This is a genomic window from Niallia taxi, from assembly GCF_004005475.1.
In the GTDB taxonomy this organism is placed as follows: domain Bacteria; phylum Bacillota; class Bacilli; order Bacillales; family Cytobacillaceae; genus Niallia; species Niallia taxi.
In genome coordinates, this window is sequence record NZ_RZTZ01000001.1 from 789,405 (window position 1) to 810,817 (window position 21,413).

Below are 21,413 nucleotides of genomic sequence, written 5' to 3' on the forward strand. Positions count from 1 at the left end.
CAGTATGCTGCAAAGAACTTCTGTTGTTGACCATCTGCGTCTCAATGTTGCTTCCTTTTCATCTACAGTTGAATTCGGAGACATATCTTATTATCAGGCGTTTTCAAGGGCACTTGCCGTACAGAGGGAGAGAAAGACTTTCTTTGGCAATGAAGGACCTTTTGATTATCCCATTTTCTCCGAACCAATTCCGATTCCGCCAATTACAGAAAATATCAATATCATGTACCATCAAACAAAGCCAATTATTAAAGTGAAAACTCTAGATATTACTGCCGTTTCAGCATCATCCTTGCTGCAGGTTGGCAGCACCCGACACATTTTTGCTGAAACGAGGATTAAGCATATAAGACAGCTCGAAAATCATTCTGAAGAATTACAGAACAAGAACATCATTCCCCTCGAGGAGATACATTCATCACCGGGAACTTCTATCAATAACAGAAGTCAATAAACCTAGTTGCCAAACAGCTTTATTATATTTAAAGGAGGGGTTTTTTTGCCTGCCATCGTAGGTCCAGTGCAGATTGTTAACGTTGGAGAGGGAATCGTTCAATTTGGCGATTCATTGTTCATATCTCCAAAGGGAAATTCGAAAGTTTCTTTAGGCTCAGGTGCATCAAACACAGGTGCATTTATCATTACGAATAACGGGTTAAGTGCAACTAATTATATAGATACTAGTCTGATTGACCAGCCGACCTCAGCCAATAATTAGCAGACAGAAGATGAAGAAACATCATTTCCTCCCTCTTCTGTCTTTCGATTTCTTCACCTTCTGCAATTTTGTAGAAGGCTGTTTTTTTATCCATGCCAAATACTTAGCTATTTGCGGATCATCTTGCAGCAGTGCGACAGTATTCAGCCTTACAGCCAACTCTTCATTTGTATATAGGGCATGAATTTGCTTATGGCATGGGATACATAAATCGGCTGTTCCTAAATAAGCCCCACCCATTTCCCTTGGTGTCAGATGATGCGCAGTTGTCTCCACGTCCTCTCTTAAGCATAATTCACATGTGCCAATCTTTTTCTTTACCTTTGCCATATCTGCTTCCTTTCTTAAGAGAAGTGCATGTATATCTTTTTCCCATTTGTGCTAAAATTCATGATTAATATTAACAAATCGGCTGAAAGAAAAGAAGCTGTCCAAAAGCGGACAGCTCCTAAATGCAGTTACATCTGCAAGATATTTGCACCATCAAAGAAAAACAAATACTTCTCATCAATTGGTTTTTTAAGAATTTTTTCAAGTGAATCTGCATACAGGTCAATTTGCACACGGTAGCGAGATTCCAAAACTGGTTTAGCTTCCTGATAACCATCTTTAAATCGGTCTTGAATGGCATCCGTTTTATAATCAAGAAGCACGGTCCCTTTTTCATCTTCAAAATATACGTCGATAATTCCTTGTATAAGAATTGGCTCATCCTCACCTTGCCAATCCGTATAAACAGAGCTTGCTGGGTAGGCGATATTAAATGGTATCTCACGGACAAGCTTTTTGGCATTACGCATACGAAGTCCAAGCTCCGTCTGAAAGAAGGACACAATTTGTCCGACCTCAATTGCCTCTGCCTGTTCTTCTGTTAAAAGCTCTTTTGCTACCATTTCATCCACTAGCAGTAGCACATTCTCCTCGGTAATATCCTCATCCAAGCGAACATGCTGCATAACCATATGCATTGCTGTTCCTTTTTCAGCAGGACTCAGCTTTTTCTCCTGCATAAACTTCGGCCTGTTCCAAATTGTTTTTCTCCGTGTTTGAACTAGCTCTGTTCCGCTTTGCTCATCCAGTCTTTCACTTTGTCTTTTCAGCTCTGATACTGATTGCTTAGAACGATAGATTGTACCTTCTGGGAAGGCATACTTCCAATTAAGCGTGCGCTGGATTTGTTCCTGATATTCAGAGGAAATTTCTACTTTTCTTCCGTTTGTAACCTTTTCCAGCCAGCCTTCTTGTTCCTCTAAGTCCTCAGCAGTAAAAGCAAGCAGCTCTTCCTTAGGTAAAATCCGTATTTCCCAAGATGATGGATGGACAGAAACCTCTCCTTTATCCAACCAGCTTTCCAAATGAATATCTGCTGCATCTTTATGTCTTACAAGTGCTGGTCCTATCCAATCCAAATAAGAGCGTGCAGAAGCCCTGTCGAATTCATTAAGAAGCCAATTGGAGTGGCCTGCCGCCTGTGCCCATTTCAGCTTGGACTTTTCAATATCTTTGACAGAACCGACTAGCACCAATTTCTCTTTAGCCCTTGTCAATGCAACATAAAGTACCCGCATTTCCTCTGCTAGAAGCTCCATTCTCTTTTTCTTCACAAATGCTATTTGTGGTAAAGAAGGATAAGAAATACGCTTTTTGGCATGAATATACTTCGTTGCAAAGCCAAGATCCTTATCAAGCAAAAACGGCTTGCGGAGATCCATCGTATTAAATTCTCTTCCAATACCTGCAAGGAAAACAAAGGGAAACTCCAGCCCTTTACTGCTGTGGATTGTCATAATCCGCACAACATCTTCTTGCTCTGTCAATGCCCTTGCAGCTCCAAGGTCGTTTCCTCTGTCTCTCATTCTTTCAATAAAACGCAAGAAACGGAACAGCCCGCGGAAAGAGGTGGATTCATATTGACGAGCACGATCAAACAAGGCTCTTAAATTAGCCTGTCGCTGATTCCCGCCAGGCAAACCGCCAACAAAATCATAAAAATGAGTGTCTCTGTACAGTCTCCATACTAAATCCGACAAAGCTCCTCGCCTTGCTTCTGTTCGCCATTCATGGAGCATACTAAAGAATGGTGCAATTCTTTCATACACCGCTTCTGTATTTGCTGTCCTTGCTCCCATAAAAGCTTTGACAGCATCATAAAATGCCCCCTGCTTTTGGGCAATTCGGATTTGACTCAGCTCTTCTTCCGTCAAGCCGACAATTGGTGATCGAAGCACTGCAGCTAGTGGAATGTCCTGATACGGATTGTCGATTACCTTCAGTAATGACATCATGATATTCACTTCGGTCGACTCAAAATAGCCTGTTGTCAAATTAGCATATGTCGGGATATTAAACTGCTTTATTTCCTCCATAATAGCAGGTGCCCATGTCATGGAACGCAAAAGAATGACCATATCCTTGTACATCACAGGTCGGTAAGATTTCGTTTTTGCGTCATACACCTCCTGCTTTTGGTCGAACAGCTCCTTCATTTTTTGGGCAATCACGCGCGCTTCCAGCTGAGACTGTTCCAATTCCAATGCATCAAATTCGCTGTCTTCTCCTTCTGCTTCGTCACTTGATACAGAAGTATTCTGATTGACGAGTGCCAGTTCAATCGGATAGATGGTCTCCTCTGGATATGAAGCTCCCTTTGCCAGTTCTGCGTCCCTGTCATATTCAATTTCCCCGACTTTAACACCCATTATCTGTTTGAATAAATAGTTTGTACCATCCAAAACTTCTCTTCTACTGCGGAAGTTCCTTGCAAGGTCAATCTTATAACCAGCATCTTCGTCTTCCTGGAAGCGATTATATTTAGCTAGAAACAAGTTCGGTTCTGCAAGGCGGAATCGATAAATGGACTGCTTCACATCGCCAACCATAAACAGATTGCCAGCTGATTCGCTGTCTGCTGTCACAAGCTGGAGAATAGATTCCTGCACCATATTGACGTCCTGATATTCATCGATCAGTACTTCTTTAAACTGCTTGCGGTAATATAAGGCTGCAACAGAAGGCTCTAATTCCGTTGTTTCTGAATTACGTAATATTTCCAAGCAATAATGCTCAAGGTCTGCAAAATCAACTAAGCCCTTTTCCGATTTCATTTTCTGGAACCGTTCAGAGAAGGCTGCAACAAGCCTTGTCAATGTTTCCACATGGACCTTCATTTCTCGCATATCCTTGATAAAGCCTTCAGGCAGTCTGCCAAATAATTCACTTTGCATTTCCTGCAGTATTTTCTTGGCTCTTTCTCTTATCTTCTGAGCTTCTTCTATTAAAGCAGGGTCGTACTCGTCTCCCTTGCAAGCCTTGGCTCTAGAAAACTTCAAGCCTTGCATTGCTTCATATAATGTTTTCCATGAGTCGTTTTTCGCTTGTTGAATAATGTCCAAAAGGCTTAAATCATCAAGGAAATTACTTGCCCTTGGCGAAGGCCCGCCCGGCCGCTTCGTCAATTCCAAACCATATTCCAAAAGCTGTCTGACACCATCCAATTGAAGCTCTATACTTACAAGTAGCTCTTTAGCAAAAGGAAGCTCTTCTATTGCCGCTGACTCTTCTATGTCATACATTTGTGCCAATGACCCTAAATAAGCAGATGGAGACGGATTTGCCCGCGAAAAGTCATACACTTCCTGAATGATTTTTTGAAGAGCATCATCACTTCTGTCATTTGTGAAAGCATCAACCAAATCGAAGAAAGCGAGATTCTCATCCTTCCCATATTCTTCTTCAAACAGGTCTTCCACACATTCATCTCGCATTAATTGTGCTTCTGTTTCATCTGCTATTCGGAAGCCTGGGTCAAGATCAATCATGTAATAATATTTTCGAATAACCTCTAGACAAAAGGAATGGATTGTTGATATATGTGCTTTATTTAATAAAGCCAATTGTTTCTTCAGATGCTGAGATTTCGGATTAGCATTGATTTCCTTTTCCAGCACATCTCCTATTCGATGCTTCATCTCTGCAGCCGATGCATTTGTAAATGTAACGACAAGCAGTTCATCAACATTAATTGGGTTGTCTGAAACAATTTTGCGAATCATTCTTTCTACAAGAACTGCTGTTTTTCCTGAACCGGCAGCTGCCGCTACTAAAATATCGCTGCCGCTCAGCATGATCGCTTTCCATTGGTCATCTGTCCACGTGGCATCCACTGGTTTCTCTGGAATATCAATAATTTTCATTTGCATTTGCCTCCTTTCTAATTAATTCAAGTGCTTCTTCCTTCGAGAAGGTTTGCAGTTTTCGATATTGGTTTGATTCAAGCCCCTCATCAAACTGGCAAACAGACTTAAATGAACAAAAAGTACATGGCGACTTTTCCTTCAGCTGATATGGAGCAATCTCCACATTCCCGCCGATAATTTTGTTACCTGTTTCCACATATTTATGACGAACAAATTTCTGAAGAGAAGAAAAGTCCTCCCTGCTGGCAACCTTAGAGCGCTTCGTCAATGTGCCGTCTGTTTTAACACCTGCTGGCACAATCGGAGAATCTCCTTTTTCAAGACTGCCGTCCATCAGCTTAATTACATCCTCTTTACCGAGCATCAAGCCATTCATCTTAAATTTTTTGAACAACTCCTCCTCGATTTCATCAAGAGTCAAGACTTTTTTAGTGCTCAAGACTGGATTATGAACATGGAAGTACAATACTCCAGCAGGATTTGCCTCCTTTTCTACAAGGATGCTGCTGTTTGAAATGATAAGATCCAGGTATGTCAGCATCTGTAAAGACAGACCATAATATACTTCGTTCATGTTCAGCTCATGTGCGCTCGATTTATAATCAATGACACGCAAGTATACTTCATTATCGAGCTCTGCCTTGTCCACACGGTCAATTCTTCCCACTAGCTCCATTTTCGTACCGTTTCTTAGTGAAAAGCCCATTGGCGGAAGCTTTCCTTTTGGTCCAAATTCCAGCTCTAAATCAATCGGAGCAAACCCGCTGTATTTCGCATGCTCACTTAAGATAAAGGATGCTCGGCTGATAATCTGTTCAAGCTTTCTTTTAATATAATGGTGCCTGTTCGTGCTAAGCAGTATTTCATTTTGCAATTTCGGTGCCAGCATTTCAACTGCATCCTTTGCAAGCATCTCACACTGCTCTTTTGTCAGGTCAGACCACATCATGTTTTCATGCAATACTGTTTCGGCAATGTATTTTAAGGCAGCATGAAATAAATCTCCAATTGCCGGAGCCTCCAGCCTGTATACTTGTCTTTCCTTCAGCTTTAGTCCATGTGTGGCGAAATGAGAGAACGGGCATGACTGAAACAATTCCATTCTTGAAACACTAGCTGTTATGCTTTCCCCATAGAGCATTGTGCTCGTTTCATCTGCTAATGAGCTCGTTCTGTTTTGATATGTCAGGCTTGAGAATACCTTTTTAGCAGCTGCCCTCCATTGGTCGTTTTCTATATAGGCATTGTAAACATCCCACCAAAAATCATAAATCGGATAATGTCTTTTCTTTAGCTGGAGCTGACCATTTAAATAGGACAAGCTTGTTTTTAAGTCAACCGCATAGCCTAGCTGACCCAACTCAGATAATTCCTTCGGATCTGCCATAAAGTAAAGCGTCTTTGCTTCAGGAACAAGATCACGCATCCGTTTTACATATAAGGATGGCAGTAATGACTTGCCTTCGTCATTTGCCAGCGGATATGTTAAATATAATCGTTCAGAGGCAGAAGTGAATGCCTTGTATGCAAGAAACTCTTCATCAAGCAATCTCGTTTTGCTTGTCGGTGCAAGCTTCATGCCAGCTTCAACAAGACTTTCTCTGTCACTGTCTGCAAATATTCCGTCATCTGTAAACTTAGCAGGAAATACCCCTTCATTCAGACCGATTACAAATGCTGCCTTTATCCTGCCCAGACGAGAGTTTTCTAAATCAGCAATTAACACCTGGTCAATTGCCGGCGGAACTAAGGAAAACTTTAAGGTATCAAGTCCTGCATCCAATATGGTCGCAAATTGCTTTCTTGCCATTTCCTCTTCTCCAAGAATTTCTACAAATTGATCAAGCAAATCTACAATACTATTCCATGCCTGGTCATGCTCGCCTGCTTTAACAAGCTCCCCCTTCTCTTCCAGCTCGGCCTTCCATAAATCCATTTTTTCCGGAACCTCAAGCTCTTCTAAATAAAGATACAATGCTTCACACTTAGCTCTTCCTGTCTTGGCCCTCTTTAACCTGTTCGCCAGCCGCATTATTGGCGCAGCTAAGGAGAGACGAAGTTCATTCAGCTCCTGCTCCATCTGCTTCTCACTGTCTGTCTGAACGCCTTGATCCCATTCAAGCCCTTGGAATCTCCTGTATTTCCAGCGCTCTTTTCTTGTCCACTTATCTCCTTTTATGCCGTATGCCAAGCAATAGTTTTCCAGCTTATCTACCTTTTCTCTTATATTGCTCTTACGCATATGCAATGGAAACAGCAGCTCTGTCTTAACCGCCCTAAACACAGGCTCATACCGCCAGTTTGTTTCAATAATTTCCAATGTAGAGCGAATTAACTCGACAAGCGGATGAAAATGCATCGTTCTTTTCTGGTCAATAAAAAAGGGAATTTCATAATCTGCAAAAATAGTCTCTATGATATTTTGGTATTCACCCGTATTACGGGATAAAAGGCTGATGTCGCGATAGCGGTAGCCCTGCTGTCGAATAAGCTTCTTGATTTCCCGAGCAACGCCCTCAATTTCTGCTCGTGGATTGACACTTTCAGCAAAACGCACAGCAGAATCTCCTGAATAAGGAACTGCCGGTCTGCTGTCAAAATGCGCTTCAATATGTTTAAGGGATTCGTGCAAATCCCTGTGTATCTCACCAAAAAATTCCTCTTCTACTTCAACACCCAGTTGTTTTGCAAATGAGTAAATTGTTGCGTAGGTTTCCTTTGACATTCTGAAGAGATCTAACTCATTTGCAAAACTGTTTCTGTCAGGCTCGTCCACTGTAAAGGTAATGGTTACATTCTTACATGTCTGAATAAGCTGCTGAAGGATTAAATACTCCTGTGGCGTAAAGCTATAAAAGCCATCAATAAAGACCTCTGCCTTTTTTAAATATTCCGAGCTGCTGATTTTCTCTGCAAGTAAGCGGAAATAATCCTCTCCATCAATATATTTTCCAAGCATGTTTTCCTCAAAGCTTTGGTAAATAATCTCTAAATCATGCAGTTTATCCAAAAGAGCTCTATCTGTATTTCCTGCTTCAGCAATACCCTGTTGTCTGCCACCGAGTTCCTCTGGTGTCACACAATATCTCCTGAATTCTGTAACTAGCTGTTCCACTTGGCCAATAAAACCATTCTTATCTGCCACCTTTTTGAATAATGACAGTTCCTCTTTCTTTTCTTCAATAATGCTGCGGATGAGCATGCTGATACCGACACTGTTTATATGCTGTCTGGAGATGCCTCCTGTTTCCTGCAATACTCTCCAAGCAAGTCTTGTAAAACTGTACACTTGGGCACGGAACATGCCGCCAAGTCCTTCACTTCCTGCTAAGTTTTGATCTGACATAAATGTCATCTGATCTGGTACTAAATAGATAATAGGATTACCTTCCGGATCTGCAAACAGCTTTTCCCGAATAGAATCTATACAAAAGGCAGTCTTGCCGCTGCCTGATCGTCCAGCTAATAATCTAACAGACATAATTGCCTCCTCGAACACTTAATTTCTCTTTTTATAATATCATAGAAACAAATGTTTGCCCTACTAAAGAATACTCCTAGCACTTGCCAATATTTTCACTGAACCCTCTCTTTCATTCAAAAAAAAATAGGAGCTCATATGAGCTCCTATTCTTAAAAATCAAACTGAATATCACGGAGCGGCCAGTACCGTAAGCTGACTTTTCCGACTACCTGATCAATGTTAATAAATCCAAAATGTCTGCTGTCCCAGCTGCCTAAACGATTATCTCCAAGAACAAACAGCTTTCCTTGTGGCACTGTTTTTTCTCCTGTGATTTCTTCAAGAGTAAAGTCGCCTGTCAGCTTTCCAGCACTCACTTGACTTCGGTAAGCATCCAAAAAATTCTCTTCGTACTTTTCCCCATTAATATAAAGGTGATCATCCTTATATTCCACCTTATCTCCTGGAATACCTATCACCCTTTTAACATAGTCTTCTTTATCATTCGCATGGAAAACGATCACATCAAAATGATGGAAATCACTGACTTTATAACCGATTTTATTGACGACCAATTTATCCCCGTCCTGCAAGGTAGGCATCATCGATTCGCCTTCCACCACGTAATTAGAGAAGAAGAATGCCCGAATAATGACAAAGATGACAATTCCGATAGCAAATGCTTTCAACCACTCTATGCCCTCTCTTTTTATTGCTTCTTTCAAATGCTATCTCCTCCATGCCCTTGTATAAACATTAATTCCCTTGTTCTCTTTCTTTTTCCGCAGTAACATTCATTCTGGCCTCGACCCTTTTTCCTACAAACCATAACACAAAAATTGCAATGGCAACAGGAATTGTACGAATCGGCTGTGTAATCATTGCCTGCAGATCATAACCAATAAAGCTGATGGTAATAATCATCACAAGTTTACCGGCAACAACGGCGAGAAAGTACTGCTTCACCTTTATCCGGGAAAGTCCTGCTACAATATTCACTAATGCTGAAGGGGTGAAGGGAAAGCACAGCAGGATAAATAACGGCCCAAATCCATGCCTCTCTATCCATATCATTAGCTTTTGTACTTTCTTATGATTGCGAATAAAGCTTAAAAGCCTCTTTTGGCCATACTTTCTGACAAGCAAGAAGACAAGCAGTGCCCCTCCGCAAGTGCCTATCCAGGAAAACAGAAAGCCAAGCCAGAAACCAAAGGCATTTACATTTGCCAAAATGAACAGAAAAAGTGGCAAGAAGGGAACAAAAGATTCTAGCAATGGCAGCAAAATGCCTGGTAATGGACCAAATGCCCGATAGCTTTCTAATAATTGCATAATATTTTCTAGTGTAAACCATTCTTTTAATGTAGCTATATCCATAACGAAAACTCCTTGGCAAATCATTTCAAGCAGATTTATTTCTGTGGACGACTTATTGCTTTCTTGTAAGTGGGCTTATATACCAGTTATTAGAGTTTATGCCTAAAGTCTCTCATTTATTTTGATAAAAAATCCTGAATTTCAGCCCTATTTGTTTCTATATCTACACCGAGAACGGCAGCCCCATTGACCCTCAGATCCTGATATGTACCGTCTACCGGTATTCTCAATGTTTCTACCTCTTGGTTTTTATGGCGAATTAAATCAGATCCTACATAAAGTATATCTTTTGTATTCATGCTCGTATTAATATAAGGCATCATGACGCCCGCCAATTTAGGCAATTTTGCGACAGTCTGTACACCCGAAATTTGAGAGGCAAGTGCCTCGAGAGTCTTTTGCTGTCTTTGGACCCTTCCAAAGTCAGAGATAGCGTCATGTCTAAAGCGCACATATCCGAGAAGCTGCTTCCCATTCAGCTTTTGCAACCCTGGCTCCAATGTAACCCCAATGTTTTTAGACATTTTCTTCTCCACATCTATTTCAACACCATCTGGAAACGCCTCATCAATAAGTGTCTCAAACCCTTGGAAATTAACAATAGCATAGTATTGGAGATCAACATCAAAGTTTTCCTTAATAGTTTGTCTCAACAGCTCTGGTCCACCTCTTGTAAAAGCTGTGTTTATTCTGTCTTTTCCATATCCCGGTATATCAACATACATATCCCTCATTAAGGAGATTAGCTTATAGGTGCCCTTGTCTGGATGAAACTGGGCTACCATGATGGTATCTGTACGTGATTGCTTGTCTCCTTCTCTGGCATCACTTCCTAAGAGCAGGACATTTGTACCGCCGTACTGGTCCTTTTCCCCGTTAAACTCATATTCAACCTTTTCGATTGCACCATTATCCAGTGCCTTTTTTTTCCCTGCGTTATACTGAACAAATATGTACACAGCCGCAAATATTACTAGCAAGACAAGAAACAAAAAAAAGACTCTGCCTTTTCGTAACTTTCTTTTCTTCTTCCTTGTTTGTCTATATTCTGATCTCTCCATCCCTTATTGTTTCCTTTCTTTCTTCATTCTTATATCTATTTAACGTTTAATTATCAACAAAAGTTTCTTCTTCAAATTGTTGCCTTTAAAAGTAATAAATAATCCTTATTCTTAACAGTCAGAAATTTTTCTGCGTTTTTAGGTATTATCTATTATCTTATCAGATAAATAGATATGCAAACATTTAATTTCCATATTTTTTATTTACATTTCAGTAATATTAAAATAATTTACGACTATTTACCATACATAAATACCTTCATAAATAGAAGGAAACGATAAAAAAAACGCCTGCCGACAATGGCAAGCGTTAAACATTGAATAAACACCTTTGAAGATGCTTGTTTCACTTCAAGCAGGGAATATTAATTTTCCTTTTAATACAATAGCAAATTTTCTATTTGCTTATAAATACTCAATAAACCAGTTATTAATATAATCCAAGCGGGATATGCGCAATGTTGGTTTGCCGCTTCTGGACAGCTCGTGGTTAGATTCTGGGAAACGGACAAATTCCGTTGTCTTTTTCTGCTTTTTCAGTGCTATAAACAGCTGCTCTGCCTGCTCAATTGGGCAGCGGAAATCCTTTTCTCCATGCAAGATTAACAATGGTGTTTCCATATTATTCGCATATGCTAGCGGAGAATGCTTCCATAGTGTTTCTATATCATTTAAATCAGCTTTGATTTGCCATTCAGAGAAATAATAGCCAATATCACTTACTCCGTAGAAGCTGATCCAGTTAGAAATAGAACGCTGTGTGACAGCGGCTTTAAAGCGGTTTGTATGGCCGACAATCCAGTTTGTCATGAATCCACCATAGCTGCCTCCTGTTACTCCCAAACGTGTTTCATCAATAAAATCAAAGTTTTCTAAGGCGAAATCAACGGCATCCATGATATCTTCATAATCCTTTCCACCATAATCACCTCTGACCGCATCAACAAAGTGCTGACCATATCCGTGACTTCCCCGTGGATTAATGAACAACACAGCGTATCCATTTGCTGTAAGTGTCTGAAACTCATGGAAATACGAGTTAGCATACATCGCATGTGGACCACCATGGATTTCAAGAACAAGCGGATATTTTTCTCCTTCTTTAAAATCAGCAGGCTTCATTAGCCAGCCATGCAGGTCCCAGCCATCTCTGGATGTCAGTTCAATTGGCTCTGCCGCAGCAAATATATGCGTTTTTGCAAACTCTTTATTAACATCTGTCAGTTTTTCTACCCCACCTGTTTCCAGGTTCAGACTGTATAGATCACCTGGTTCTGTTGGTGTGCTGATTGCTACGATCGCCTGCTTCAAGCTTCCGCCTGTGGAAAGTCCGTACACATGCTGATTATCAATCAAGCTCGGATAAATTTCGCCATCTTCATTGCCAAAGTAAACGATCGTATTGCCGTGATCTGATGCAAGGAAAACAAAGCTTCTGTTGTCTTCACCCCAGAGGATTCCTGGTGTCACAGTTCCCTGCTGAAAATCGCCAATTGCAAAATCGCCGACATTGACGTCCCAGCCTTCCGTTAAACAGCGAAGTGCCTCAGTTTGCAAATCATAAGTGTATATTTTGGACAATGTCGCATTTTCATATTCGCGGCCGCTGCCGATGATTCCGATTTTTTGGCTATCAGGCGACCATGTTACTCTGCCGTACTGGCCATTTCCTGCCGTTATCTTTTTCCATTCTTTTGTTTCTAATGTGTACAGATATACGTCTGCAGAAAAACTGAAATCCTTGTCCTCACTTTCGTCTGCAGTGATAGCAAGATATTTTCCATCAGGAGACCAGCTTTGCAAATGATAGTCATTTTCTCCTGAAGTAATTTCCTTAAGCTCGCCTGTTTCTTTATTGATGACAGCAACATGGCTGTAGCTTCCATCCCAAAAGCCGGCACTGTCTGACTTATACTTCATTTTATCAAATGCTAAAGCAACTGGTTTTTTTTCTGTCTTTTCTTTCCCTTCTTTATCTTGCAGGCTTTCATCTTTTCCAATACTTGTTTGAAATGCTAATTCCGTTCCATCGGCTGACCAAACAGGGTTTGATGCACCATTGCGCACAAAAGTAAGCTGTTTTGCTTCTCCTCCATTTTTGTTTAACACAAAAATTTGGTTTTTGCCGCTGCGATTAGATACAAAAGCAATTTCCTCTCCATTGGGCGACCATCTTGGTGATGTATTGCGATGTTCTCCAAATGTCCACTGCAATGTTTGACCGCTTTCCTCTAAGCTTTGATAAAAAATATTGGAATAATAAGCATCCTTTTCTTCAGAAATTCCTGTTTCCACATACAAGAATCCTTTTTTATCTGGACTTACTTGTGGATCTACGACTGATTTCAATCTGTATAAATCATCTGATGTTATCTTTTCCCATTCTCCCATATACACTCTTCCTCCCTTTATTAGCTATTTATTATTTCGCCATTAGAAATAAATTCCCCTTCAAGACAAAATGCATTTAATTTAATTTTTGAAGAAAAATAAGCAAAGCCATAAAAATCATAAACCAGCTTGAAAGGACCATGCAAATATTGTACTATTTGAATAGAACGCTTGTTCTTATTATGATTACAAGGAGAAGATTATTTATGACACGCATTCCGGAGAAGGATAGATATATCATGGAGCAAGCCATTTACCTGCCCATGCTGTTAACCGTTCTAAACCGCGATCTCCTTACAATCAAAAAGAGCAATTTCAAGCTAAAGCAGCCTTACATTGATCTGGTAGAGCTAACAATGAAAACAATACATACGGAGCTGCGAAAAACTAAGGAATATATGCAAAAGCATAAGATGAAGGTAGAAGAGGTAAAAAGAGATGAAGCCTTTACAATGTATTTATTCTTATATAATGGCTATGAAGAGTATCATAATTATTTCAACCCAAGACTTCGCAATAGAGTACAGGAGCTTTTGGAATACTATCTATATAGACGTCATACCGGCTAAAAAAGCTTGTCCTATTGGATTTTAAAGCGGCTTTTCGCTGTCTTCCTGGTTATGGCGTATTTTTGTCTGCAGCAAATTTGTTCTTAATATTTGGTTGTTAAAAGTATGAAAGGAAACGTTAATGGATAGTCTCCGATTATTACGGAATATGACAGTGGTTTTTCCTCCTCCTTCTATTATTCTGTCCGAAATATGATGAAGAAAGAACCACATGCAGGCATGGTTTGTAGGAGAGTGTGTGGGAAATGCGTATATGGTGCTCTTGGAATCAATTGAAATTGGCAGCTTATGCTTATAGTTCATGAGCACTCTCGTTCCTTTTCGTTTCCCTTCATATGTGCATCCGAAATACTCACAGCTTCGCTTAATAATTTTGCTTGGAGGCAATTTGCACATATAAACGTTAGCACCTTCATATATTTTGGAATAAACATCACCATTCTTTTGTAATTCAGGCAGGATTGCTAGCGTATGATAATTTACTTCATATAAATCAAGATTATTCTTTTTTTCAGACATTTTTATAACTCCTTTCTTTAAGCTGGATTGCTAAATATATAGAGTATTCTCATAATATAGCATGCTGTTTTTCAGATTTGTAAACAGATTGAAAATTGTCTTAAATAATTCAAAATTCCGCCCCATTTTCTAAATTTTTAAATAATATCGTTGATATTTTCATTTTTCTGCCATATAATATTAAAAAGGCATCAGGGGTGAGTCGAATGAATGAAAAGTCGTACACTGAGTTAACTAAGTTAAGTGCTATGAAGAAACAAAAAGCGCAAGAGACTTATGTGAAAGAACTTTACATTGACATGCTGCTTGTTGAAATCCAATGGAATCTAGAAAAAGCAAATTTAATGACTCAAATTGATCACGCCATAGACGAAAGAAATGAAGCTGAATTTATTCGGCTGAGCAAACAATATACACAATTATGTAAGCGCTTCGATAACTAATCCTGTTGAAGGTGTCTATGGGAATCTCCCATAGACGCCTTCTTTTTTTAAGAAAGGGCTAAGCTCCTACTTGAGCTTAGCCCTTTTCCTCCTTTTAATTTTCACTGTTTTTCTGCAGAATGCTTTTTTCCTCAAGTACAGATATTCTTTCAAGCATAGTAGGATGACTATAGCGGAACACTTTCACAAGAAATGGTGGATTTACCTCACTGAGCCCTGTTTTAGCAAGCTTTTGGAAGGTAGTAATCCCCGCTTCTGGATCACTCGTCAATTGGACCGCATAATTATCTGCCCGTTTCTCCTCATATCTCGAAACAATATTAGTTAGCGGATTTACTGCAAACAGCAGCATCGAGATTAACAGCAGGATTAATGGAAATGATTGATAATCCTCCACTCTTGAAATTTTAAGGGCATCCCCCCACTTACTTACTAAAACATTCATCAGCTTATAAATAAAATACAATCCGAAAAATGACAGCACAAGCGAAAGAGCAATTCCATAGTAAATATGCTTTTCAACATAGTGTGCCATTTCGTGAGCCATAACAAATAATATTTCATTATCCTTTAGCTCTTTTGTGGTCGTGTCCCAAAGGACAATTCTTGAATTGGAGCCTATTCCTGTTACATAAGCATTTAAAGCATTTGTCTTATCTGACATATTTACCTCAAACACATGTTCAGCGGGTATGTTTGATTCTTTTGCCAATGCAAGAATTTTCTCCTCCAGCTGCTTATCACTCAAGGCAGTAAAGTTGTTATACAGCGGGTCAATAATAACGGGCTGAATAAATGTCAAAAACAAAGTGAACGGAACAGAAAGCAGCCAAGCGTACAGCCACCAACGCTTTTTACTTTTGTTCATCAGCCAGTACAGGACGATAAAAATCACAAACATTATTACATAATTCACCCAGAAATCAATCAATTCATCCTTCATCCAGGAAGGAAAGCTCTGTGTAGAAATATGATAATCCGTTGATACCTTATGACCGATATAGCTTAATGGAAAAGTTGCTATATATGCCATAAGATTAAGCCAAAAGAGATAAATCGCCTTTTGGATGATTTTATATTTACCTGAATCCTCGCCCCATTTTCGAAATGCTTTTGAAAAACCAAACAGCAGGATAAACAAATAGATTAACCATTCCAAAGGAGTCGATATAAAAAACATAAAGTTTTTTAGTTTAGAATATTCATCACTTAAAGCAAGCTCTCTGGTGTTCAAAAAAGTAGCTGGATCTGCAGCCGTTCCTTGAAATTCGAAGGGGAGCTTCGAGTCCGCAAAATAAAACAAGTACCAATAAAAAAACAAGCCGTACACGATGAATAATAATACTGAATAAAAACCTAGTTTCCTTGCCATTATGCCCCTCCTTGCCTTGTACAACCTTATTACTATTAATAAGACTAAGAGGCGGCATTTAGAACAAGAAGTTTTTGCAGCATCATTAAAAAAAGTACTGGGAAGCGGCCCCAGTACTTTTTTTGCCATTTAATATATTAAGTGGATAAAATCTTCCTTCGTTATATTACCAAAATAATGCTTAATCGATGTTTCCTCAAGCGCCTTTTCTAGTTCACTTCTGTCATATCGCAAGCCAGTCAGTTTAGTCTCGATGTCGGCAACATCACCAACCCCAAAGAAATCACCGTATATTTTACAGTTTTTGATAATACCTTTTGCCACATCAAAACGAACGTCAACTTGTCCAACAGGGAAACGATGGGAATGCTGAAGATTAAATCTTGGTGATTTACCATAGTTCCAATCCCAGTTTTGATAACGCTCTTTGGAAATGGCATGGATGTTTTCCCAATCCTGCTCTGTCAAAACATACTCCTGAATATTTTCTTCTCCCTCAAACAAGTAGTTCAAGATTAGGCTCTTGAATTCTTCAATACTAATTTGCACCTTTAAGAATTCAGAAATATTGGCAACCCTGCTTCTAACAGATTTTATCCCTTTAGATTCAATTTTATCTTTTCTAACCTTTAATGCAGACACAATATGGTCCATTTCAGAATCAAACAAAAGGGTGCCATGGCTGAACATTCTTCCTTTTGTGGAGAATTGAGCATTACCCGAAATCTTTCTGCCTTCTGCCAATAAATCATTACGGCCGCTTAATTCTGCATTCACACCCATGCTTTGCAATGCCTTAACAACAGGCTCTGTGAATTTACGGAAGTTATGAAAACTGTCACCGTCGTCCTTTGTTATGAAGCTGAAGTTCAAATTGCCTTTATCATGATAAACTGCACCGCCGCCAGACAATCTTCTAACTACGTGAATACCGTTTGATTCGACATAATCTGTGTTAATTTCCTCAATTGTGTTCTGGTTTTTGCCGATGATGATAGATGGTTCATTTATATAAAACAATAGGTATGTCTCATTGATATCTAGATTTTTAAGCGCATATTCTTCAATAGCCAAGTTGATGCGCGGATCTGTGATGCCTTTATTATCAATAAAAAGCATATGTACACCCCTCTTTTCATTCTTCTAATTAAAATATATCATAACTTCTAATAAAAGAATATTTAGTCCTTATATACTATAACTAAAATTCGTCGAATTAGCACTTTTTTTGTCCCTTTTTTTGTTATTAAAATCAGTAAATTTGTAGATTTAAAATATTTCAAAGAAAAAGGTCGGGCTTTTCACCCGACCATATCCTTTATTCTGCCGCCGCTTCTGTAAACTGGCGTCTATAAGCAAATGTAAAATAGATAATTGTTCCTGTAATAAAGAAGATTGGATACAATGCTAGAATCCCTGCATTATGCCACATAAACGTAAAGTCTCCCGTTGAAATGACAGATCTCAATCCTGCAACAGAATAAGACATTGGCAGGAGCGCATGAACATGCTGCATGAAATCAGGAATTAACTCCAATGGGAATGTTCCGCCACTTGTTGTCAACTGGAATATCAACAGAATAACAACGATAAAACGGCCGGGATTCCCCAAAATTGTAACAAAGAACTGAATGATCGAAAAGAATACGAGACTCGCAATGATTGTAAACAGAATAAACAATGGAATGCTTTGCACTTCCATATCCAACACGACAATCAGTACAAATGATGCCACTAATGCCTGTAGAATTCCGACACCTGCGAGAATAACTGATTTACTCAAAAACCAGCGCAGACCGTTTTTAGGAACTCCTTCTGGTTCATTAAAAGAGAATACAATAGAAAGCATTAATGCACCGACAAACAGTCCTAAAGAAATGAAATAAGGTGCTAAGCCAGTTCCATAGTTCGGCACTTCTGATACTTTCTCATCTGAAACAGTAATAGGTGCTGCCATCATATCATACGTTTTGTCATCAGAATGGATGGAGCTGGCATCATTAGCACCATCTGCAAGCTTTTCTGACAGTTCCTTGCTGCCATCTGATAATGATGACGTTCCATCCGCAAGATCCTTCGATCCAGCTTCCAGCTTACTTGTTCCGTCTGATAACGCTGCTGAACCTGTGGACAATTGATTCATACCTGATAACAGTGAATTCATTCCAGTTACAAGCTCGTTTGAACCACTTGCAGCCTTAGCAAATTCTGTTTCGTATTTACTCATACCTGCAATAAACTGCTCTTGCCCTGCAACCTGCTTCTTAGAGCCTGCCTCCAATTCGGCACTGCCATCTGCAAGCTGTTGAGCTCCTGCTTGAAGCTGCTTAGAGCCTGCACTTAAATCTGTTAAACCAGCAGATAAGCTTTGGCCACCTTGAGCCAATTGATCTGCCCCTTGTTGCAGCGCCTGTGTGTTTGCAGCAATATTGCCACTGCCATCCACCAGACTTTGAAGTGCTGCCTCTAATTCCTGCTTCTTATCATCAGGCAGTCCTTCAAGCATTGGAAGAATTGAATTAACCGTATCTTGAACTTGCTTAGCACCAGCATTCAGCTGTGATGCTCCATCAGCCAAGGCTTTAGAATTGCTGCTCCATTCTTGAAGTCCTGATGTCAGTGTAGCAGAACCAGCTTGTAATTTATCTGTTCCGTTTATCAATGCAGGGATGCTGCCCTCAAGCTTTTCCGCCCCATCTTTTGCAGAGGTAATCCCAGCTAATATGGATGAATCTCCCTCTTTCAGCTGTGATGCAGCACTGGAAAGATCCTTCTGACCATCTTGGAGCTGTCCTAATCCGCTTGAAAGACTTTCTGCACCTGTTAATACCTCTTTCGCACCAGAATTGGCAGCATTCACTCCATCTGTAAATTCAATTGATTTCCCAGCAAGTGTCTTCAAGTTTTTGTAAACTTCTTGTGAGCCTTTATTAACCTTGTCTGTTCCATCACTAAGATCCTTTGCCCCAGTACTTGCATCTTCAAGTCCTGATGCCATTTCACTTATATTTTCAAACACAGATTTCGCATATGTTTCTGTTACTTCCTTACCTACACCCTCTTTAATTTTTTCAACGGCAGAATTGCCAATTTGAGAAGAGATAAAGTTAAACCCAGGGTTAGAAACATATTTTAAATCCAATTTTTTTGGATTGTCATCAAGCAGGGTTGTCGCGTTTTCGGAGAAATCCTTAGGAATCTCAATCAGCATATAATATTTTTGATTTTCTAAATCCCTATAGCCTGCCTTCCTATCTACAAATTGGAAGTCAAACTCCTTGCTCTCTTTCAGATTGTCGACTAAGTCTTTGCCGACCTCCAACTTTTCACCATTCATTTCTGCACCACTGTCCTCATTCACGACAGCAACAGGCAGCTTTTCCAAGTGTCCATATGGATCCCAAAACGCCCAAAGGTAAATTCCTGCATATAATATCGGGATAAATATGATTGCCAGGATGGAAATGAGCTTCATCCTGTTTTTAAATATGGACGAAAGCTCTGCTTTCAATAAATTTTGTTTCATCATAACCACTCCGTTTTACTGACCATTTTGTTCATATAGTCATTTTTATTCCTAAAAAAGAGGACTATCTTATAGACAATCCCTCTAATAAGGATCTTTCAACCGTTAAGGCTATTTCCTCAGCCTGAAGAGGAGTATGATTCTTCTCCCAATCAAAAATCAATGAAATATACAGCTTAAAGATAATAAATGAAGTCAATTCAGGATCACACTGCTTTATTTCTCCTTTATTAATTGCTTCCTGCACATGCCCCTTCATATAGTTGAGTATGGCATTCTCAAGTCGGTTTATAACTTCCTTCACTTCCAATGTTCCCATTTCCTTTTGCTCTTCAAACAACTTTATTGTAAGCTGATGCTCTTTTCTGTATTCTAGCATCCTCATAATGGTGCGGTGCACATTGTCCATAAAGGTTGAATTAGGATCAAAGGAGGCATCTGCCTCTAACTTCATCTCCATAATGAGCCCTGTTATAATCTCATCAAAAAGCTGCTCCTTATTCTTAAAGAACGTATAAATTGTTCCCTTCCCAACATTTGCTATCTTAGCTACCTGATCCATTGTCGTTGCTTTATAACCAAACATGGAAAAGGATTTTGCCGCAGCCTCCAAAATAAGCTTCTTTCGATCCACAGCCAAAACTCTTCACCTCTTATCATAGGCTTTTAAAATAAGCAGATTATTAGTATTTCATCATCCAGCTAATCAAAAATGACCAAATGAGGAATTTGGTCATAAAGTTCAAATATGAATATAACATATGCACAAAACTAGTGCAATAGAAAGCAGCCAACGTTTTTATCAAACGCAGCTGCTCCCATAACTAACTTATTTAGAGTGAACGGACAAGCTGTCCAATACCACTGTTGCCAGTGCATCAATAAATTCAGGCTGAGCGTTCGGCATTTCTGGTCTGTAGTATGCTGCACCAACCTCTTTAGTGACAACAAGACATTCATAGTCATTGTCAAAAAGCACCTCTAGATGGTCTGCCACGAAACCGACAGGAGTATAGACGAATGCTTTATATCCATGCTTTTCATGAAGCTCTCTTGTCAGGTCCTGAACATCTGGTCCAAGCCATGGGTCTGGTGTGTTACCAGCACTTTGCCAGCCAATGTAGTAATTAGATACACCTGCGGCATTTGCAATTAAGTCAGCTGTTTCTTTCAATTGATCCGGATATGGATCGCCATATTGAAGGATTTTTTCTGGCAAGCTGTGTGCTGAAACGATTAAGGCTGCATTGTTTCTTTCTTCTTCTGGCATATTACGGAAAGCTTCTTGCACCTTTTTAGACCAATATGCAATAAATTTAGGCTCATTGTACCAGCTTTCAATACTATGAATGGTTAAACCGCCAAGCTCTTCTGCAGCTTGTTTCGCTCTGCCGTTGTATGATTTAATGCTGAATGTGGAGAAATGCGGTGCCAACACAATGCTGACCGCCTCTGTAATTCCGTCAGCATGCATACTTTTAACTGCATCCTCAACAAATGGCTCAATATGCTTTAAACCAATATACATTTTAAATTCAATATCCTCTTGAATAGAATTTAAATGTGCTTCAAGACTTTCTGCTTGCTGTTGCGTAATTTTTGCAAGAGGAGAAATACCTCCGATTGCTTCATAACGGCTTCGCAAATCCTCCAGCATTTCATCTGTTGGTCTTCTGCCATGTCTAATATGTGTGTAGTATCTTTCAATATCCTCTTCTTTATATGGAGTTCCGTAGGCCATAACCAATAGCCCCATTTTTTTTCTAGTCATTCCTCTT

At 39.6% G+C, this 21,413-nt stretch carries 17 protein-coding genes; 4 read left to right on the forward strand and 13 right to left on the reverse strand.

Going from position 1 to position 21,413, the window contains the following annotated elements; translation table 11 throughout:
* Positions 1 to 4 precede the first annotated feature (4 nt).
* Both EM808_RS03830 and EM808_RS03835 read left to right on the forward strand, forming a co-directional pair.
* Positions 5 to 454 (forward strand): spore germination protein GerPE, encoded by a 450-nt coding sequence (locus tag EM808_RS03830; RefSeq protein ID WP_127736073.1) that lies wholly within the window; start codon positions 5 to 7, stop codon positions 452 to 454.
* Between the two features lie 45 nt (positions 455 to 499).
* Complete coding sequence (locus tag EM808_RS03835) at positions 500 to 718, forward strand: spore germination protein (RefSeq protein ID WP_127736076.1); 219 nt, start codon at positions 500 to 502, stop codon at positions 716 to 718.
* A 21-nt stretch (positions 719 to 739) separates the two neighbouring features.
* On the opposite strand, the gene EM808_RS03840 is transcribed toward EM808_RS03835, so the two are convergent.
* The 7 genes from EM808_RS03840 to EM808_RS03870 form a co-directional block, all read right to left on the reverse strand.
* Positions 740 to 1,048, reverse strand: coding sequence for an HNH endonuclease (locus EM808_RS03840; RefSeq protein WP_127736079.1), 309 nt, complete (start codon positions 1,046 to 1,048; stop codon positions 740 to 742).
* Positions 1,049 to 1,176: 128 nt separating this feature from the next.
* Positions 1,177 to 4,911 (reverse strand): helicase-exonuclease AddAB subunit AddA, encoded by a 3,735-nt coding sequence (gene addA / locus EM808_RS03845; protein WP_127736082.1) that lies wholly within the window; start codon positions 4,909 to 4,911, stop codon positions 1,177 to 1,179.
* Entirely contained in the window at positions 4,898 to 8,395 is a 3,498-nt protein-coding gene (addB, locus tag EM808_RS03850; protein ID WP_127736085.1) for a helicase-exonuclease AddAB subunit AddB, read from the reverse strand. Before addB ends, addA begins: the two co-directional genes overlap by 14 nt.
* A gap of 152 nt (positions 8,396 to 8,547) precedes the next feature.
* Positions 8,548 to 9,102: a signal peptidase I gene (lepB, locus tag EM808_RS03855; protein ID WP_127736088.1), complete on the reverse strand. Its 555-nt coding sequence runs from the start codon at positions 9,100 to 9,102 to the stop codon at positions 8,548 to 8,550.
* Positions 9,103 to 9,133: 31 nt separating this feature from the next.
* Entirely contained in the window at positions 9,134 to 9,754 is a 621-nt protein-coding gene (locus EM808_RS03860; protein WP_127736091.1) for a TVP38/TMEM64 family protein, read from the reverse strand.
* Positions 9,755 to 9,870: 116 nt separating this feature from the next.
* Positions 9,871 to 10,815 (reverse strand): LCP family protein, encoded by a 945-nt coding sequence (locus EM808_RS03865; protein WP_127736094.1) that lies wholly within the window; start codon positions 10,813 to 10,815, stop codon positions 9,871 to 9,873.
* 405 nt (positions 10,816 to 11,220) lie between these two features.
* Positions 11,221 to 13,206 carry a S9 family peptidase gene (locus EM808_RS03870; RefSeq protein ID WP_127736097.1) on the reverse strand — a complete coding sequence of 662 codons (1,986 nt, stop codon included), beginning with the start codon at positions 13,204 to 13,206 and terminating at the stop codon, positions 11,221 to 11,223.
* A 206-nt stretch (positions 13,207 to 13,412) separates the two neighbouring features.
* Between EM808_RS03870 and EM808_RS03875 the strand changes: the two genes are divergently transcribed.
* Complete coding sequence (locus EM808_RS03875) at positions 13,413 to 13,775, forward strand: hypothetical protein (RefSeq protein ID WP_127736100.1); 363 nt, start codon at positions 13,413 to 13,415, stop codon at positions 13,773 to 13,775.
* A gap of 21 nt (positions 13,776 to 13,796) precedes the next feature.
* Here the strand turns inward: EM808_RS03875 and EM808_RS03880 are convergent, their stop codons facing one another.
* Complete coding sequence (locus EM808_RS03880) at positions 13,797 to 14,294, reverse strand: competence protein ComK (protein ID WP_127736103.1); 498 nt, start codon at positions 14,292 to 14,294, stop codon at positions 13,797 to 13,799.
* Between the two features lie 206 nt (positions 14,295 to 14,500).
* Here EM808_RS03880 and EM808_RS03885 point away from each other — a divergent pair, with 206 nt between their 5' ends.
* Positions 14,501 to 14,737: an IDEAL domain-containing protein gene (locus tag EM808_RS03885; protein ID WP_127736106.1), complete on the forward strand. Its 237-nt coding sequence runs from the start codon at positions 14,501 to 14,503 to the stop codon at positions 14,735 to 14,737.
* A 94-nt stretch (positions 14,738 to 14,831) separates the two neighbouring features.
* Here EM808_RS03885 and EM808_RS03890 read toward each other — a convergent pair whose 3' ends face one another.
* The 5 genes from EM808_RS03890 to hemH all read right to left on the reverse strand — a co-directional run bounded on the left by EM808_RS03890 (position 14,832) and on the right by hemH (position 21,406).
* Entirely contained in the window at positions 14,832 to 16,109 is a 1,278-nt protein-coding gene (locus EM808_RS03890) for a M48 family metallopeptidase (RefSeq protein WP_127736109.1), read from the reverse strand.
* A 129-nt stretch (positions 16,110 to 16,238) separates the two neighbouring features.
* Positions 16,239 to 17,228, reverse strand: a complete 990-nt coding sequence (locus tag EM808_RS03895; protein ID WP_127736112.1) for a lipoate--protein ligase — start codon at positions 17,226 to 17,228, stop codon at positions 16,239 to 16,241.
* Positions 17,229 to 17,427: 199 nt separating this feature from the next.
* A complete protein-coding gene (locus EM808_RS03900; protein WP_127736722.1) occupies positions 17,428 to 19,635 on the reverse strand; it encodes a YhgE/Pip domain-containing protein in 2,208 nt (735 codons plus the stop codon).
* Positions 19,636 to 19,699: 64 nt separating this feature from the next.
* Positions 19,700 to 20,275, reverse strand: coding sequence for a TetR/AcrR family transcriptional regulator (locus EM808_RS03905; RefSeq protein ID WP_127736115.1), 576 nt, complete (start codon positions 20,273 to 20,275; stop codon positions 19,700 to 19,702).
* Positions 20,276 to 20,464: 189 nt separating this feature from the next.
* Positions 20,465 to 21,406, reverse strand: coding sequence for a ferrochelatase (gene hemH, locus EM808_RS03910; protein ID WP_127736118.1), 942 nt, complete (start codon positions 21,404 to 21,406; stop codon positions 20,465 to 20,467).
* Positions 21,407 to 21,413 lie beyond the last annotated feature (7 nt).